A 16,581-nucleotide genomic window follows, 5' to 3' on the forward strand; every position below is an offset into this window, starting at 1 on the left:
GTTGGATTGTTGGACGACCGGCCGATTGCGCTTGCTATTGCGGGTCGATGTCACCGATCGGGCCGCCTGCGGACCACGCATAAATTTCCCAGAGATTGTCGTCAGGATCGGCGAAATAGACGCATCGCGCGTTCCAGACATAGTCCTGCGGCGGTGCGTGGAAGAGCACGCCCGCAGCTTTCAGCTCCGCATAGGCGGCATCGACCTGCTCTGGCGAGGCGAGCTCAATGGCCGCGCAGGCCTTGTGCGCACCTGGAGGGGCGCGGCGGCTTGAGACGCCGGTATTCTCGGCGATATGTTCGATCTCCCACAGCGCCAGCGTCACGCCCGCTCCTTTGAAATCGGCAAAGCCCGGAGCCCGGCGGCGAGGTTTGAAGCCAAGCCGGTCGACATAGAAGGACGATGCTTTGTCGATATCCTCGACCAAAAAGCAGATGTCGGTAATCGGATTGGTTTGCGCAAAAGCGGTCATATGGGGCCTCCTGATCGGAAAAGCCTCGCAGACCGCAGCCTCAAGAGATTTCAAATTCGTGCGGTTATCTTTCGCAAAATTGCTGATTTGCCATCGGCGGGTGCTAGCTCAAAGACGGACCGAACGCTGGTATTCCTTCGGAGTCGCCCCCATCAGGCGGCGAAAGACGCTGGAGAAATGCGCCTGGCTGGAAAAGCCTGTGGCATAAGCGATGTTTGCGAGCGTCTCCTTGCCATCGGCGAGGTAAAGTCGCGCCCGCTCGATCCTGCGTTCGAGAACGAAGCGATGCGGTGCCATGCCGGCCGCCCGTTTGAATTCCCTGCTGAAGTGAAAGGGGCTCATATGGGCCACCCCGGCCAGCTCCTCCACACTCAGATCGGATTTGCCAAGCAGGTTCTCGATGTAATCAATCACACGCCGGAGATTGTCCGATGTCAGCGGACGATCGCCGACTTCGGGTTTGGCGCCTAGCAGCTTTACAACGCAGCAGGCGAGCGCCATCCCCAGATGCTGCATCAAAAGCGGGTCGTCGCGCCCGGTCTTCTCGGCGGCAAACGCAAGGGAGAGCGCGACCTGCAGCGTTGTCGGATCAGTCGTCGCGCTCAGCGCATCACTATCCCAATGCTCGGGATCGAAGCGAGAGCCGCCGATGCTGCTGTAGAGCGCAGGTGACTGGAAGATCGAGATATAGTCCGCCGCATCGCCATCGACTTCAAGGACGGTGGCGGCCGGTTGAAATCCCAGGGTGAACGGCGGCCTCTCAACTTTGCGGAATGCCCCGCTTCCAAGCCGATAGGCATATTTGCCGTGCGCCGTGCGGTTGATCGAAATTCTATGAAGGGAGCCCCTCGAAATCATTTGCCCCGCGGCGCTGCGATAGGTCTCGACGATCATGTCGCGTTGAACGAAGGCCTTGTAGCCTCCGAGGGATGGCCGGCTTATTGAGAAAATCTGCGGGTCGATGTCGGGCATTGTTTCATTCTCCCTAGCAGGGGAGAGGCAAGTTGCGCGCCAAGTGGAGCCAAGCTTCGCGCTGGATATCAACGTCGCAGCATAAAACCCGACGGTGCCCGTTAAATCCTGATTTTCCGCCTGCCGTCGCCCACACGGCACCACGGCCTCGCAGGAGTTCACCCTCGGCAAATTTGGTCGCATGCGCAAGAATTATGCAGTGCATGTTTCTTCTTGATCGGCCCGCTCGCGGGAAACCGCGGCCGGAAATGAGCGTTCGCTCCGTCCACTCTTTTCATCGGAGAGCGTCATTTTGGAAATTCCTTTCTCCCTATTCTCATTAGTCTACTTAATTTATAGACATAACTGAATTGGAGAGAATGGTAATGAGCATCGAAAAGTCCGGAAGCGGTCTCGGAAGACGAGATCTGTTGAAACTGTCTGCCGCGGCCGGGGTTGCCGTCGCCGGTGCTTCGCTGGTCGGGCGGAAGCCGGTTCTTGCAGCCGAAGAGCAGTCGCTGAAAGGCAAACGCATCGCCATCAGCGCGACCGGCACCGATCACTTCTTCGACCTGCAAGCCTATAATGCCCAGATCGAAGAGGTGAAGCGACTCGGTGGCGAGCCGATCGCCGTCGATGCCGGACGCAATGACGGCAAGCTGGTCTCGCAGTTGCAGACGCTGATTGCCCAGAAGCCGGATGCGATCGTTCAAATCCTCGGCACGCTCAGCGTCATCGATCCGTGGCTGAAGAAGGCGCGCGATGCCGGGATCCCGGTTCTGACCGTCGACGTCGGCTCGACCAATTCGATCAACAACACCACCTCCGATAACTGGGGCATCGGCAAGGACCTGGCGCTGCAGCTCGTCTCCGATATCGGCGGCGAAGGCAACATCGTCGTCTTCAACGGCTTCTACGGCGTAACCCCCTGCGCGATCCGCTACGACCAGTTGGTCAACGTCGTCAAATATTTCCCGAAGGTGAAAATCCTCCAGCCGGAATTGCGCGACGTCATCCCGAACACCGTGCAGGACGCCTTCACTCAGATCACGGCAATCCTCAACAAATATCCGGAAAAGGGCTCGATCAAGGCGATCTGGTCAGCCTGGGACATTCCGCAGCTTGGCGCGACCCAGGCTTTGGCGGCTGCCGGGCGCACCGAGATCCGCACCTACGGCGTTGACGGCAGCCCTGAGGTACTCCAGCTCATCGCCGATCCGAATTCCCCGGCCGGCGCCGATGTCGCCCAGCAGCCGGCAGAAATCGGCCGCACCGCCATCCGCAACGTCGCCAAGCTGCTCGCCGGCCAGACGCTGCCGCGCGAGACCTATGTTCCAGCACTGCTCGCCAACAAGACCAATGTCGGCGAAGTCACCAAGAAGCTCGGCATCGGCTGACATTGAACCCGAGCGATCCGGTCGTCGCCAGATCGCTCGGAATCTGCCCGCCGGGAGAGATCGACATGACGGCCATTTCATTGAAGCAGCCGGTGACGGCACGCGACGACATCATCCGCTTTGAAGGCATCGTCAAGCATTTTGGCGGCGCGCAGGCGCTTGCCGGTGCGTCGCTGATCGTCAGGCGCGGCACCATCCACGGTCTCGTCGGTCAGAACGGAGCCGGCAAGTCGACGCTGATCAAGCTGCTGGCCGGTCTCCATCAGCCCGATGGCGGCCGGATCGAGATCGAAGGGCAAACATTCGACAGGCTGACACCACATCTTGCCGAAGAGCTTGGCATCCACTTCATTCACCAGGATCGACTGCTGGTGCCGACCTTCACCGTCGGCGAAGCCCTGTTCCTCGGCCGGGAGCCGCGGATATCAGGCACGCCGTTCCTCGACCGCCGACTGATGCAGCGCCGCGCGTCTGATATTCTCAACGACTATTTCGGTATCCGCTTGCCGAACGCCGCCTTGATCAGCGAATTGTCGACTGCCGAAAAACAGATCGTGCAAATCACCCGCGCCCTCCTCAATCAGCCGAAAGTGCTCGTCTTCGATGAGCCGACGGCCGCCTTGGTGCGCCGCGAGGCCGATATCCTCTTCCGGTTGATCCGCCGTCTGCGCGACGAAGGCGTCACCATCATCTATATCTCGCATTACCTGAACGAAATCGAAGAGCTCTGCGACCACGTCACCGTGCTGCGCAATGGCCTCGACGTCGCCTCCCTGCCGATCGGCGACACTTCGGCCGGTGCAATTGCCCGGCTGATGGTCGAGCGCGACATCAAGGAGATGTTCCCGAAGCCGCAGGTGACGCCGGGCGAGGAAATCCTCAAGCTCGAGCAGCTGTCGGCGCCAGGGAAATATAGCGACGTGAGTTTTACGCTTCGCCGCGGCGAGGTGCTCGGCCTCACAGGCCTGCTCGGCTCCGGCGCAAAGGAATTGGTCCGCACTCTCTTCGGTCTGGAGACCCCGGCTTCCGGCCATATCGAGATCAGCGGCAAGACCACCCGTTTCACCAATCCCACCCAGGCAGCCGGTCGCGAGATCGCACTGGTGCCGGAAGACCGGCGTCGCCACGGCGTCGCGCTCGACCTCAGCGTCGCGGAAAATATCAGCCTTTCGAGCCTTGGCCGCTTTACGCGTTTTGGCTTTCTCGATCGCAGACGCGAACAGAGAGAAGTGGACGCTCTGATTACGCGGCTGCAGGTGAAGACCAACGGGCGTGATGCCCTGCTGCGCACGCTTTCGGGCGGCAACCAGCAGAAGATCGCCATCGCCAAGTGGCTGAGCCGCCGTTCCGAGGTCTATCTCCTCGATGAGCCGACGGTTGGCGTCGATATCGGCTCCAAGGTCGAGATCTATACGCTGATCGGCGAACTCGCGTCGCGCGGCGCCGGGGTCATCGTGCTGTCTTCGGATCTGCCCGAACTCATCGGCATCACCGATCGCATCCTGGTGCTCTTCCGCGGCCGCGTGGTGCGGGAATTCATATCGTCGGAGACCACGACGGATGCGGTGCTGGCTCAATCGACCGGATCATCCGAGGGACATCGCCATGTCGGCTGAAGTGGAATTCGCGCCTTCCGGTTTTTCCGCTGCTGAACCGCCTCCCCGCCCGGCCGGCAATATTGCGGCTGCGGCATTGCGCTTCGGATCGCTGATCGCTTTCGCCGCCATCCTGATTATCTTCTCGCTGACCGCACCTTATTTCCTCAGCATCGGCAATATCGGCAACGTGCTTGGCCAATCGGCCATCTCCGGTGTGCTGGCCATTGGGTTGACGATCGTGCTGATCGCCGGCGGCTCCAATGTCGTCACCGGTGGCATCGACCTGTCGCTCGCTGCCAATATGGGTCTCAGCGCCGCCGTCTATGCGAGCCTGACGCAACTCGGCTACGGCGATGCGACGGCGATTGCCGCGACAATCTTGACCGGCGCCCTGATCGGCACGGTCAATGCCATTGCCGTCGTCTATGCCGGCATCGTGCCGCTGCTGGCCACGCTTGCCGTCATGAACGTCGTCGCCGGTCTGGAGTTGGTACTGACCGGCAATACCGTCCTGCCGGCCTCGACACCTTTCCTATCGGCGCTTTCCGCCTCGGATCCTTTCGGCATCCCGGTTCTTGCCTATGTGCTTCTCGGCTTCACGGCCGTCACCACGGCGATCGTGCAATATACGCCGCTCGGCCTGCGTCTCTACGCCGTTGGTGAGTTCCCGGATGCGGCGCGTGCCGCCGGTCTGCCGCTTCGCCGGCTGCTGGCTGGCGCCTTCGTCGCCAGCGGCGTCTCCGGCGGCATCGCTGGTATCCTGTCGGTTTCCTATCTGAGCGGCAGCACGACCGGTGCCGGTGAGATGCTGTTGCCCGTCGTCGTGACGGCCCTGCTCGGCTCGGTCTTTTCGCGCCGGCTGGTTCCAACGGTCACCGGAACGCTGCTTTCGGCCCTTTTGGTCGGCTTCCTGGTCAATGGTTTCCAGCTGCTGAACATTTCGAGCACGCTGGTCAGCGGCGTCCAGGGTGTGCTCATTCTCATCGTCGTTTCCGCGACCACGCTGCTGCGCCGACAGGAGGCCTGACATGTCGCTCCAGACCCCTCCCCTCGCCACCATCGGCTTGCCGCGTCTTATCGTCGGCGGCTTGGTGCGCTATGGCTTGATCCTCGCCCTGGTTGCGGTATTTGCCGCCTTTTCCGTGGCAACGCCGACGTTCCTGACGCCTGCGAACCTGCAGAGCATCCTCGTCAACAATTTCACGCTGCTTGCCATCGTCTCCATCGCCATGACCTTCGCCGTCGCGTCGGGCGGCATCGATCTTTCGGTGGGAACGGCGATGGATTTTGCCAGCTTCGCCTTCGTTTCGCTCGTCCTCGCCGGGCAGCCGGTGGCAGTCGCCGCACTCGCGGGACTGGCCGCCGGAGCGTTCGTCGGTGCGTTCAACGCGCTGCTGATTTCCGGGATCGGCGTGTCGCCATTCCTCGCCACGCTCGGCACGCTGTTTATCGGCCGCAGCGTTCAGCAGCTGCTGACCAATGGCGGCAATCCGGTCTATCTGCCGCCGAACGGCGTGCCGGAAGCCTTCCGTTTCCTCGGCCACGGCACGATCGCCGGCTTCCCGGTGCCGCTTGCGGTTGCCATTGCCGTGATCGCGGCCGCTGCGGTCGTTTTTGCCCGCACGCGGTTCGGCCGCGTCATCCTGTCGATCGGCATCCAGCCGGGCGTCGTGCGCTATTCCGGCATCGCCGCGCCGGCCCATGTCGCGGTCACTTTCATCCTGGTCGGGTTGATCGCGGCAATCGTCGGCCTGATCCTGACCGCAACCGTCACCACCTATATCCCCTCCTCGGGCAATGCCTTCCTGCTGAATGCGATCGGCGCGACCTTCATCGGCACGACACTCAGCCCACTCGGGCGGCCGAATGTCGGCGGGACCGTTCTCGGCGCGCTGCTGCTCAGCATCGTCGCCAATGGGCTGCTGCTGACGGATCTGAACTTCTATTGGCAGCAGGTCGGCACGGGAACGCTGATCTTCGCCGTGCTCGCCCTGAGCTTTATCAACAGAAAAGCTGCCGACGGCGCTTAAGAGAAGCCGCCACTGCGGTCGTATTTGGGGAAGCTGTTCTACCCCACTGAGGCGTCGGAAATCATTCGCGATACGGCATTCTTCCAGCCGATGATCTTGGTCTGCCGCTCGGTCTCATCCATCGAAGGGCTGAAGCGGCGGTCGCAGGCCCAAGCCTGCGCAAAATCCCGCATGCCTGGCCAGATGCCGGCTTTCGAGCCGGCAAGCCAGGCTGCGCCCAGCGCCGTCGTCTCGCGGATCGCCGAGCGGTCGACGGGGTTTCCGGTCATATCGGCCAGGCACTGCATCGTCCAATCCGAAGCCGCCATGCCGCCATCGACGCGCAGCACCGTTTCCAGCTGGTTGACGCCCCAGTCCTTCTTCATCGCCACCAGCAGGTCGAGCGTCTGGTAGGCGACGGATTCAAGCACGGCGCGGGCGAATTCCGCTGGCCCGCTGTTTCGCGTCAGACCGAAGATCGCGCCGCGCGCAGCCGGATCCCAATAGGGCGCGCCGAGGCCGGTGAAGGCTGGGACGATATAGACCTGCTGTCCGGGATCGGCCTTGGCCGCAAGCACCCCTGCCTCGGATGCCTGACCGATGACGCCGAGGCCGTCGCGTAGCCATTGCACGGCGGCACCGGCGATGAAGATCGAGCCTTCGAGCGCATAGGTCGTCTCGCCGTCGAGCCGGTAGGCGATCGTCGTCAGCATCCGGTTGGAGGAGGAAACACGATCCCGGCCGGTGTTCAACAGGGCAAAGCAGCCGGTGCCGTAGGTGGATTTCATCATGCCGGGCTCGAAGCAGGCATTGCCCATCGCCGCCGCCTGCTGGTCGCCGGCGACCCCGAGGATCGGAAGTTCCGCGCCGAACAGCGTCTTGTCGACGCGGCCGAAATCATCGGCACATTCCCTGACTTCAGGAAGCATGGCGGCCGGAATGCGGAGAATGCCGAGAAGCTCCTCGTCCCAGGCACCGTCGTCGATATTATAGAGCAGCGTCCTCGATGCATTGGTCGCATCGGTGGCATGCACGCGGCCACCCGTCAGATTGTAGATTAGCCAGCTGTCGATCGTGCCGAAGCAAACGTCGCCCGCCTCGGCCTTCTCACGCAGGCCGTCGACATTGTCGAGCAGCCAGCGCAGCTTCGTTCCGGAGAAATAGGGGTCGAGCAGCAGGCCGGTCTTGGCGCTGAACAGCTTCTCATAGCCATCGGCCTTCAGGCTCTCGCACATTTCGGCCGTGCGCCTGTCCTGCCAGACGATCGCGCGGTGAAGCGGTGTCCCGGACCTGTGATCCCAGACGACCGCGGTCTCGCGCTGATTAGTAATGCCGATCGCGGCAATGTCGGCGGCATCAATACCGGCATCGACGATCGCCTTGCGCACAGTATCGACGACCGATCGCCAGATTTCGGCGGCGTCGTGCTCCACCCATCCGGGCTGCGGATAATATTGGGTGATCTCCGCCTGCGCCGAGCCGGCCATTTTCATGTCGCCATCGAAGATGATCGCGCGCGACGATGTCGTGCCCTGGTCGATTGAAAGAATATAGCCGCTCATATCCGTCTCCGGCTCGCACGAAACCGCTCCGCCTGCAGAGGACAGCAGGACGCGGACGTTTCATGAGAGAAAGATTGTGGGTGCCACCGGCTTGCTGCCGGTGGCAGGAAGGGATGGCCGGAAGCCTCGTCGCTTCCGGCCGGGTCCGCCTTACTTCTTCTGCCAGCTCTTGACGAGATCGTCGTAGTTGACAGTGACCGGCTTATCCTTCTCGTTCTCGATCTTCAGCTGCGGGGCAAGGTTGCCGTTCTTCACCGCATCCGCGTTCCAATAGGCGAGATCATGCTCCTCGGCGAGCTTCGGGCCGATGTCGCCCTGGACCTTGGCGCGTTCCAGGCGCTGCAGTACCTTCTCCTGTTCGGAGCAAAGCGAGTCCATCGCTTCCTGCGCCGTCTTGGCGCCGGAAGAGGCATCACCAATCGCCTGCCACCAAAGCTGAGCCAGCTTCGGATAGTCAGGAACGTTCGTACCGGTCGGCGACCACTGCAGACGGGCCGGCGAACGATAGAATTCGATCAGGCCGCCGAGCTTCGGCGCGCGATCGGTGAAGGACTTGTGGTCCAGCGTCGACTGGCGGATGAAGGTCAGGCCCATGTGGCTCTTCTTCACGTCGACAGTCTTGGAGGTGACGAACTGGGCATAGAGCCAGGCCGCCTTGGCGCGATCGTCAGGCGTGGACTTCATCAGCGTCCACGAACCGGCATCCTGATAGCCGAGCTTCATGCCGTCCTTCCAGTAGACGCCATGCGGGCTCGGCGCGAAACGCCATTTCGGCGTGCCGTCCGCGTTGACGACGGGCAGGCCCTCCTTGACGAAGTCGGCGGTGAAGGCCGTGTAGGTGAACATCTGCTGAGCGACTTCGCCCTGCGAGGGGACGGGGCCGGATTCGGAGAAGGTCATGCCTTGGGCGGCAGCCGGTGCATAGGCCTTCATCCAGTCCAGATATTTCTGGATGGAATAGACCGCAGCAGGGCCGTTGGTATCGCCGCCACGCGCCACGCAGGAGCCGACCGGACGCGAGTTCTCGTCGACCTTGATACCCCATTCATCGACAGGTTTGCCGTTCGGGATGCCCTTATCGCCATTGCCGGCCATCGACAGCCAGGCATCGGTGAAGCGCCAGCCGAGCGATGGGTCCTTCTTGCCGTAGTCCATATGGCCGAAGACTTTTTTGCCATCGATCTCGCGACCGGTGAAGAACTCGGCAATATCCTCATAGGCCGACCAGTTGACCGGCACGCCGAGATCGTAGCCATACTTCGCCTTGAAGTCCGCCTTGTTCTTCTCGTCGTTGAACCAGTCGTAACGGAACCAGTAGAGGTTCGCGAACTGCTGGTCTGGCAACTGATAGAGCTTGCCGTCAGGCGCCGTGGTGAAGGACTTGCCGATGAAGTCGTCGATGTCGAGGCCCGGATTGGTGACATCCTTGCCTTCGTTGGCCATCCAGTCGGTCAGCGAGCGAGCCTGCTGATAGCGCCAATGGGTGCCGATCAGGTCGCTATCGTTGATATAGGCGTCGTAGATGTTTTCGCCCGACTGCATCTGCGTCTGCAGCTTCTCGACCACGTCGCCTTCGCCGATGAGGTCGTGGGTGATTTTGATGCCGGTGATCGCCGTGAAGGCGGGCGCCAGCACCTTCGATTCGTATTCATGGGTCGTGATCGTTTCGGACACGACCTTGATGTCCATGCCGGCGAAAGGCTTTGCAGCATCAACGAACCACTGCATTTCCTTTTCCTGGTCGGCGCGCGGAAGCGTCGAGAGATCGCCGACCTCCTTGTCGAGGAACGTCTTGGCCTCGTCCATGCCGGCATAGGCCGATGCTGTCATTGCCAGCAGCAAGCCTGCTGTCGTCGTCAATAAGTGCCTTCGCATAATATCCTCCCAGGGTTTGCGATTGCAGTCACGTCTCAGGCGGCCAGTACCCCCGGCCATCTGTCTTCTCCTTGCCGTCACACGTAGCGGAAGACGCCGATGGCGTAGACCACGGAGATGGCAAGAGCCCACCACAGGTTGGGCCCACCGAGCCCAAGCCATGCAAGATGAATGAAAGCGCTGCCCAGCAGCGAAATGAAGAGGCGGTCGCCGCGCGTCGTCTCGAAACGCAGCACGCCCGTGCGCGGTGAGCCGCCCGGCGAAAGATATTCCCAGACGCTCATGGCGATCAGAAGCGCCAGGATCGTCAGGAAGAACAGCGTCGTCGGCAACGTCCAGGCCATCCAGGAAAAATTCATGACCGTCTCCTCCTCAAACGCGCCCGAGCGCGAAGCCCTTGGCGATGTAGTTGCGGACGAAATAGATGACGAGTGCGCCCGGAATGATGGTGAGCACGCCGGCCGCAGCCAGCACGCCCCAGTCCATGCCCGAGGCGGACACCGTTCGCGTCATGATCGCCGAGATCGGCTTTGCCGCCGTCGTCGTCAGCGTGCGGGCCAGCAGCAGCTCGACCCACGAGAACATGAAGCAGAAGAAGCCCGCGACACCGACGCCGCTGGCGATCAGCGGAATGAAGATCCTGATGAAGAAGCGCGGGAAGGAATAACCGTCGATATAGGCGGTTTCGTCGATCTCTTTCGGCACACCCGACATGAAGCCTTCTAGGATCCAGACGGCGAGCGGCACGTTGAACAGGCAGTGGGCAAGCGCCACGGCGATGTGCGTGTCGATCAGGCCGAAGGCCGAATAGAGCTGGAAGAACGGCAGCGCGAAGACCGCCGGTGGCGCCATGCGGTTGGTCAGCAGCCAGAAGAACAGGTGCTTATCACCGAGGAAACGGTAGCGCGAGAAGGCGTAGGCCGCCGGCAGCGCCGCAGCGACCGAGATCACCGTGTTCATCACCACGTAGATGATCGAGTTGATATAGCCGTTGTACCAGGACGGGTCGGTAAAGATGACCGCGTAGTTGCGCAGCGTCGGGTTCGTCGGCCAGAGCGAGAAGGCGCCGGTGATCTCCGAATTCTCCTTGAAGCTCATATTGACCAGCCAATAGATCGGCAGGATCAGGAACAGGATGTAGATCGTCGGAACGAGCCAGGAGAGGCTGCCTGCAGGTTTGTATTTGTTGGTCATATCTCGCCCTCCCTTTAGCTCGCGTCGCTGCTGGTCATCACGGTGTAGAATACCCATGAGAGCAGCAGGATAATGAGGAAGTAGATGATCGACATTGCCGCCGCCGGGCCAAGATCGAACTGGCCGACGGCCATCTTCACGAGGTCGATGGAGAGGAAGGTCGTCGAGTTGCCGGGCCCGCCGCCGGTGACGACGAAAGGCTCGGTATAGATCATGAAACTGTCCATGAAGCGTAGGAGCACGGCGATCAGCAGCACCCGCTTCATCTTCGGCAGCTGAATGTAACGGAAGACGGACCAGCGCGAGGCGCCGTCGATCTTGGCAGCTTGATAATAGGCATCCGGGATCGAGACCAGGCCGGCATAGCAAAGCAGCACGACGAGGCTTGTCCAATGCCAGACGTCCATGACGATGACGGTGACCCAGGCGTCGACAGGATCGCGGACATAGTTGTAGTCGAGGCCGATCGCTTCGAGAGTGTGGCCGAGCAGGCCGATATCGACGCGTCCGAAAACCTGCCAGATGGTGCCGACGACGTTCCACGGGATGAGCAGCGGCAGCGCCATCAATACCAGGCAGACGGGAACACCCGGGCCTGATTTCGGCATGTTGAGCGCGATGAAGATGCCAAGCGGAATCTCCAGCGCCAGGATGATGAACGAGAACAGCAGATTGCGCTCAAGCGATTCCCAGAAACGATCGGAATGCAGCGTCTGGACGAACCAGTCGGTACCGGCCCAGAAGAACTCGTTGTTGCCGAACGTATCCTGCACCGAATAGTTGACGACGGTCATCAGCGGGATGACGGCCGAAAACGCCACAAGCAGCAACACCGGCAGGACCAGAAACCAGGCTTTGTTATTCCACGTCTTCTGCATGGCTCAGGCCTCCCTGCCGACACGCCAACTGTCGGCGTAGATGCTGATGGCGGACGGATCGAAGGTGACGCGGGCATCCGCGGGAATGTCGGCATCCTCCGGCACGACGATTGCGATCGGCTGGCCGGCAAAGCGGGCGCGCACGATCTTCTGCCGGCCGATATCCTCGACCTTGCTGATCGTGACCTGCATGCCCTCCCGTCCGAGGCGAATGAATTCGGGGCGGATGCCGAGTTCGGTCTTGGCGGTACCTGATGTCTTCGGTGCGTAATCGAGCGTCAGCGTCTCGCCTCCGACCTTGACGGCGCTGCCCTCGATCCTGGCCGGCATGAAATTCATGCCCGGCGAACCGATGAAATAGCCGACGAAGGTGTGGCTCGGCCGCTCGAACAGCTCGGCCGGCGTGCCGATCTGGACGATCTGGCCGTCATACATGACGACGACCTTTTCGGCGAAGGTCAGAGCTTCTGTCTGGTCGTGGGTAACATAGACCATGGTGAAGCCGAACTGCTTATGCAGCCGCTTCAGCTGCGAACGCAGCACCCATTTCATATGCGGATCGATGACGGTCAGCGGCTCGTCGAACAGGATGGCGTTGACGTCGTTGCGCACCAGCCCGCGGCCGAGCGAGATCTTCTGCTTCTGGTCGGCGGTCAGGCCCTGCGCCTTGCGCCTGGCCCAGCTGGCAAGGTCGATCATTTCGAGGATGTCGCGGACACGCCGGTCGACATCCGCCTCGGCCACACCGCGGTTGCGCAGGGGAAAGGCAAGATTGTCGTAGACCGTCATCGTGTCGTAGATGACCGGAAACTGGAAGACCTGTGCGATGTTTCGGCTCTGGGTCGAAAGGTTCGTAACATCCTTGCCGTCGAACAGGATGCGGCCGTGCGAGGGCTGCAGCAGGCCGGAGATGATGTTGAGCAGCGTGGTCTTGCCGCAGCCGGAGGGGCCGAGCAGCGCATAAGCACCGCCATCATTCCATTCGTGGTCGACTTCCTTAAGCGAATAATCCTTGTCGGATTTCGGATTGGCGCCGTAGGCGTGGCGGATATGGTCGAGCGTGATGCGTGCCATTGTGCTCTCCTATGCCTTTCCGGCCGCAGCGATGGCGCGGCCGTCGCTGCCGAAGGCCATCAGGTGGCGGGTGTCGAGAAAAGCTTCGACCTCCACGTCGGGATCGATGTCGTGAATGCCATGCGCCAGCATCACCCAGCGCACACCGTCATATTCCAGGTGGACGAAGCTCTCCGAGCCGGTGATCTCGGAAACCAGCGTGCGCGCCTGCAGGCGGGCCGCATCGCCGGTCTGCGGCGCAAGGCCGAGATGATGCGGGTGGAAAGCGACGGTGACGGGACCATCCGGCACGACGGCCAGATGCGAGGGAACTGAGATCGTGACCCCGCTCGGACGCGTGAACACATTGCCGGATTTCGTGACGTCGAGGGTGTTCAGCGGCGGATCGGCGAAAATGCCGGCGGTGGCGAGATTGACGGGTCGGCGATAAACCTCGATCGTCGGCCCGAACTGGGTCACCCGGCCCTGGTTCAGCGTTGCCGTATTGCCGCCAAGCAGGAGCGCCTCGGAAGGCTCGGTTGTGGCATAGACGAAGATCGCGCCGGATTGGGCGAAGATCTTCGGCAGTTCCTCGCGCAGTTCCTCGCGCAGCTTGTAATCGAGATTGGCGAGCGGCTCGTCCATCAGCACGAGGCTGGCATTCTTGACCAGAGCGCGCGCAAGCGCCGTGCGCTGCTGCTGGCCGCCGGACAGATTGAGCGGGGTGCGGTCGAGATAGGGCGTGAGCTTCAGCAGCTCGGCCGCCTTGCGCACCTCACGGTCGATCGTGGCGGCATCCTTGCCCGATATGCGCATCGGCGAGGCGATGTTGTCGTAGACAGTCAGCGCCGGATAGTTGATGAACTGCTGGTAGACCATGGCGACGTTGCGCTTCTGCACCGGCATGCCAGTGACATCAGCACCGTCGAAATGGATGGAGCCGCCTGTGGGACGATCAAGGCCCGCCATCAGCCGCATCAGCGACGTTTTACCCGCGAGCGTCGGCCCGAGCAGGACGTTCAGCGTGCCCCGCTCGAGAACCAGATCGGTCGGGTAGATATGATAGTCCGCGCCCACCATCTTGGCGGCGTTTCGCAGTTCCAGCATTCCGATTCCCGTGCCTCCACGCAGCGGGGACCACACGTTGCCCTTATCCGACCATCGCCGGTATGGCAGCCATGTACTCCTCCAGTGACTGGGCCTGCTCCTTCGAAAGGCGCAGACCATCCTTTGTTCTCCTCCACAGCACGTCTTCGGCGTGCCGGGCCCATTCATGTTCAACGAGATAGGTAACCTCGGCCTCGTAGAGATCGCCGCCGAACAGCCGTCCGAGATCGTCGATGCCGCGGGCATCGCCGAGCAGCGCCTCGGCCCTGGTGCCATAGCGGCGCACCAGGCGGCGGGCATGCTGATCGGCGAGGAACTGATAACGCCGCTTCAGCTTGTCAACTTGTGCCTCATAGCCCCGAACCGGGAAGTCGCCGCCCGGCAGATGGCTTTTGCCCGTCCATGGGGCACCCTTGACGCCGATCGCAGCGCCGATCTTCTCCAGCGCGTGTTCGGAAAGCCGGCGATAAGTGGTGAGTTTACCGCCGAAGACGTTGAGTAGCGGCGCGGCGGCACCTTCGCCTTCCAGCTTCAGTACATAGTCGCGCGTCGCCTCCTGTGCCTTCGAGGCGCCGTCGTCATAAAGCGGCCTGACCGCTGAATAGGTCCAGACGATATCCTCCGGCCTGACGGGCTCCTTGAAATATTCCGACGCCGCATTGCAGAGGTAGACGGTCTCCTCCTCGGAGATCCGGACATCCCGCGGATCGGCGGTATAATCGCGATCCGTGGTGCCGATCAGCGTGAAGTCGCCCTCGTAGGGGATGGCGAAGATGATGCGGTTATCGGGATTCTGGAAGAAATAGGCTCTCGCATCGTCGAATTTCTTCTTCACGACGATATGGCTGCCCTGGACGAGGCGGACATGATGGGCTTCGTTCTGGCCGAAGGCGGAACGAATGACATGATCGACCCAGGGACCGGCGGCATTGACCAGCATCCTGGCCTGATGGCTGTCATTGCGGCCGGTGACGGTATCGGTGGTTTCGATATGCCACAGGCCATTCTCGCGCCTCGCCGACACCACTTTGGTGCGCGGCATGATGGTTGCCCCTTTGTCGGCGGCGTCGCGGGCGTTCAGTACCACCATGCGGGCATCGTCGACCCAGCCGTCGGAATATTCGAAGGCCTTGGCAAAAAGCGCTTTCAGCGGTTTGCCGGCCGGATCGCTGCGCATGTCGAGTACGGATGTCGGCGGTAGCAGCTTGCGGCCGCCGAGATGGTCGTAGAGGAACAGGCCGAGCCGGATCAGCCAGGCCGGACGGATCCCGCCCTTGTGGTAGGGCAACACGAAACGCAGCGGCCAGATGATGTGCGGCGCCATCGCCCAGAGGATCTCGCGCTCCATCAGCGATTCACGCACCAGACGAAACTCGTAATGCTCAAGGTAACGCAGGCCGCCATGGATCAGCTTGGTGGCGCCCGACGAGGTACCCGAGGCGAAATCGTTCATCTCCGCCAGCGCCACCGAATAGCCACGCCCAACAGCGTCGCGCGCGATGCCGCAGCCGTTGATGCCGCCCCCGATGACGAATATGTCGTGAATATTTCGGCCCAATTCCCCCTCCGAGCCCGCTGTCGATTTCGCATCGCACAAAATTTGCGCAATTGCGAAAGTAACACCAGTTAAAACGAAAGAGATCCGAATGTCAAACGAATGTTTCCGCAGATCCCCATCTAACGGGATCTGCCATTCGTTTCGATCAGTTTCACATTGTTTTCCAGGCAGAGATTGCGGATCGACGGCACCGGACAGTGGTCGGTGATGAAGGTATGAACCTGGGAAAGCTGGCCGATCCTGACCGGTGCGGTGCGTTCGAACTTCGTCGAATCGGCAACGAGAATGACATGTCGGGCATTGGCGATAATTGCTTGAGCAACCTTCACTTCGCGAAAATCGTAATCGAGAAGCGCGCCGTCGATGTCGATCGCCGAAGCACCGATCACGGCGTAATCGACTTTGAACTGGCGGATGAAATCGACGGCCGCCTCCCCGACGATCCCGCCATCCGAACCGCGTACGACGCCGCCGGCAATGACGACCTCGATTGCCGGAAAAAGACGTAACCTATTGGCAACGTTTATATTATTTGTGATCACCATCAGCTCGTGATGGTTGGCGAGCGCCTCGCCCACCGCCTCGGTCGTCGTTCCGATATTGATGAACAGCGAGGCACCGCTTGGGATGAGCTCGACCGCCGCAATGCCGATTGCCTGTTTCTCGGAAGCGGCGATCTGCCGGCGCGCCTCGTATTTGACGTTCTCTGTCCCGCTCGGAAATGTTGCGCCGCCATGGATGCGTGTCAGTACCTGCGCATCGCAGAGATCGTTCAGGTCCTTGCGGATCGTCTGTGGCGTCACCGAAAAGCGGGAAGCGAGCTCCTCGACCAGAACCCTGCCGCTCGATTTCGCAATCGCGACGATTTCAGTTTGTCGGTCGGTCAAGAACATGGGACGCCTTTCGATCTGCTTTCGTTTTAAAGAA

General features: G+C 61.3%; 15 protein-coding genes. 4 read left to right on the top strand and 11 right to left on the bottom strand.

What is annotated here, in order from left to right; genetic code table 11:
• Nucleotides 1-34 precede the first annotated feature (34 nt).
• Together ACD590_RS34920 and ACD590_RS34925 are read right to left on the bottom strand one after the other, a co-directional pair.
• Entirely contained in the window at nucleotides 35-472 is a 438-nt protein-coding gene (locus ACD590_RS34920) for a VOC family protein (protein WP_018246661.1), read from the bottom strand.
• Between the two features lie 108 nt (nucleotides 473-580).
• Nucleotides 581-1,444, bottom strand: a complete 864-nt coding sequence (locus ACD590_RS34925) for a helix-turn-helix transcriptional regulator (protein WP_018446150.1) — start codon at nucleotides 1,442-1,444, stop codon at nucleotides 581-583.
• 365 nt (nucleotides 1,445-1,809) lie between these two features.
• Here ACD590_RS34925 and ACD590_RS34930 point away from each other — a divergent pair, with 365 nt between their 5' ends.
• The 4 genes from ACD590_RS34930 to ACD590_RS34945 all read left to right on the top strand — a co-directional run bounded on the left by ACD590_RS34930 (nucleotide 1,810) and on the right by ACD590_RS34945 (nucleotide 6,448).
• Nucleotides 1,810-2,820 carry a sugar ABC transporter substrate-binding protein gene (locus ACD590_RS34930; RefSeq protein WP_018246659.1) on the top strand — a complete coding sequence of 337 codons (1,011 nt, stop codon included), beginning with the start codon at nucleotides 1,810-1,812 and terminating at the stop codon, nucleotides 2,818-2,820.
• Between the two features lie 65 nt (nucleotides 2,821-2,885).
• Entirely contained in the window at nucleotides 2,886-4,436 is a 1,551-nt protein-coding gene (locus tag ACD590_RS34935) for a sugar ABC transporter ATP-binding protein (RefSeq protein WP_439004369.1), read from the top strand.
• On the top strand, nucleotides 4,426-5,445 hold the full coding sequence (locus tag ACD590_RS34940; protein WP_047620402.1) for an ABC transporter permease: 1,020 nt from the start codon (nucleotides 4,426-4,428) through the stop codon (nucleotides 5,443-5,445). The genes ACD590_RS34935 and ACD590_RS34940 overlap by 11 nt, the downstream gene beginning before the upstream one ends.
• Nucleotide 5,446: 1 nt before the next feature.
• Nucleotides 5,447-6,448 (top strand): ABC transporter permease, encoded by a 1,002-nt coding sequence (locus ACD590_RS34945; protein ID WP_439004370.1) that lies wholly within the window; start codon nucleotides 5,447-5,449, stop codon nucleotides 6,446-6,448.
• Nucleotides 6,449-6,486: 38 nt separating this feature from the next.
• Here the strand turns inward: ACD590_RS34945 and glpK are convergent, their stop codons facing one another.
• From glpK to ACD590_RS34990, 9 genes are all read right to left on the bottom strand, one after another.
• A complete protein-coding gene (gene glpK, locus ACD590_RS34950; protein ID WP_439004371.1) occupies nucleotides 6,487-7,989 on the bottom strand; it encodes a glycerol kinase GlpK in 1,503 nt (500 codons plus the stop codon).
• A 150-nt stretch (nucleotides 7,990-8,139) separates the two neighbouring features.
• A complete protein-coding gene (locus tag ACD590_RS34955; protein WP_112907947.1) occupies nucleotides 8,140-9,864 on the bottom strand; it encodes an ABC transporter substrate-binding protein in 1,725 nt (574 codons plus the stop codon).
• Between the two features lie 77 nt (nucleotides 9,865-9,941).
• Nucleotides 9,942-10,223: a DUF2160 domain-containing protein gene (locus tag ACD590_RS34960; protein ID WP_112907948.1), complete on the bottom strand. Its 282-nt coding sequence runs from the start codon at nucleotides 10,221-10,223 to the stop codon at nucleotides 9,942-9,944.
• 13 nt (nucleotides 10,224-10,236) lie between these two features.
• A complete protein-coding gene (locus tag ACD590_RS34965; protein ID WP_112907949.1) occupies nucleotides 10,237-11,058 on the bottom strand; it encodes a carbohydrate ABC transporter permease in 822 nt (273 codons plus the stop codon).
• 14 nt (nucleotides 11,059-11,072) lie between these two features.
• Nucleotides 11,073-11,936 carry a carbohydrate ABC transporter permease gene (locus tag ACD590_RS34970; protein ID WP_112907950.1) on the bottom strand — a complete coding sequence of 288 codons (864 nt, stop codon included), beginning with the start codon at nucleotides 11,934-11,936 and terminating at the stop codon, nucleotides 11,073-11,075.
• Nucleotides 11,937-11,939: 3 nt separating this feature from the next.
• Entirely contained in the window at nucleotides 11,940-13,010 is a 1,071-nt protein-coding gene (locus tag ACD590_RS34975; protein WP_439004372.1) for an ABC transporter ATP-binding protein, read from the bottom strand.
• A 9-nt stretch (nucleotides 13,011-13,019) separates the two neighbouring features.
• Nucleotides 13,020-14,096, bottom strand: a complete 1,077-nt coding sequence (locus ACD590_RS34980; protein WP_439004373.1) for an ABC transporter ATP-binding protein — start codon at nucleotides 14,094-14,096, stop codon at nucleotides 13,020-13,022.
• 43 nt (nucleotides 14,097-14,139) lie between these two features.
• Nucleotides 14,140-15,654, bottom strand: a complete 1,515-nt coding sequence (glpD, locus tag ACD590_RS34985; RefSeq protein ID WP_439004374.1) for a glycerol-3-phosphate dehydrogenase — start codon at nucleotides 15,652-15,654, stop codon at nucleotides 14,140-14,142.
• Between the two features lie 119 nt (nucleotides 15,655-15,773).
• Nucleotides 15,774-16,547 carry a DeoR/GlpR family DNA-binding transcription regulator gene (locus ACD590_RS34990; protein WP_018246648.1) on the bottom strand — a complete coding sequence of 258 codons (774 nt, stop codon included), beginning with the start codon at nucleotides 16,545-16,547 and terminating at the stop codon, nucleotides 15,774-15,776.
• Nucleotides 16,548-16,581 lie beyond the last annotated feature (34 nt).

It is taken from the genome of Rhizobium sp. 862_C5_N1_2, assembly GCF_051811205.1.
Lineage (GTDB): Bacteria > Pseudomonadota > Alphaproteobacteria > Rhizobiales > Rhizobiaceae > Rhizobium > Rhizobium leguminosarum.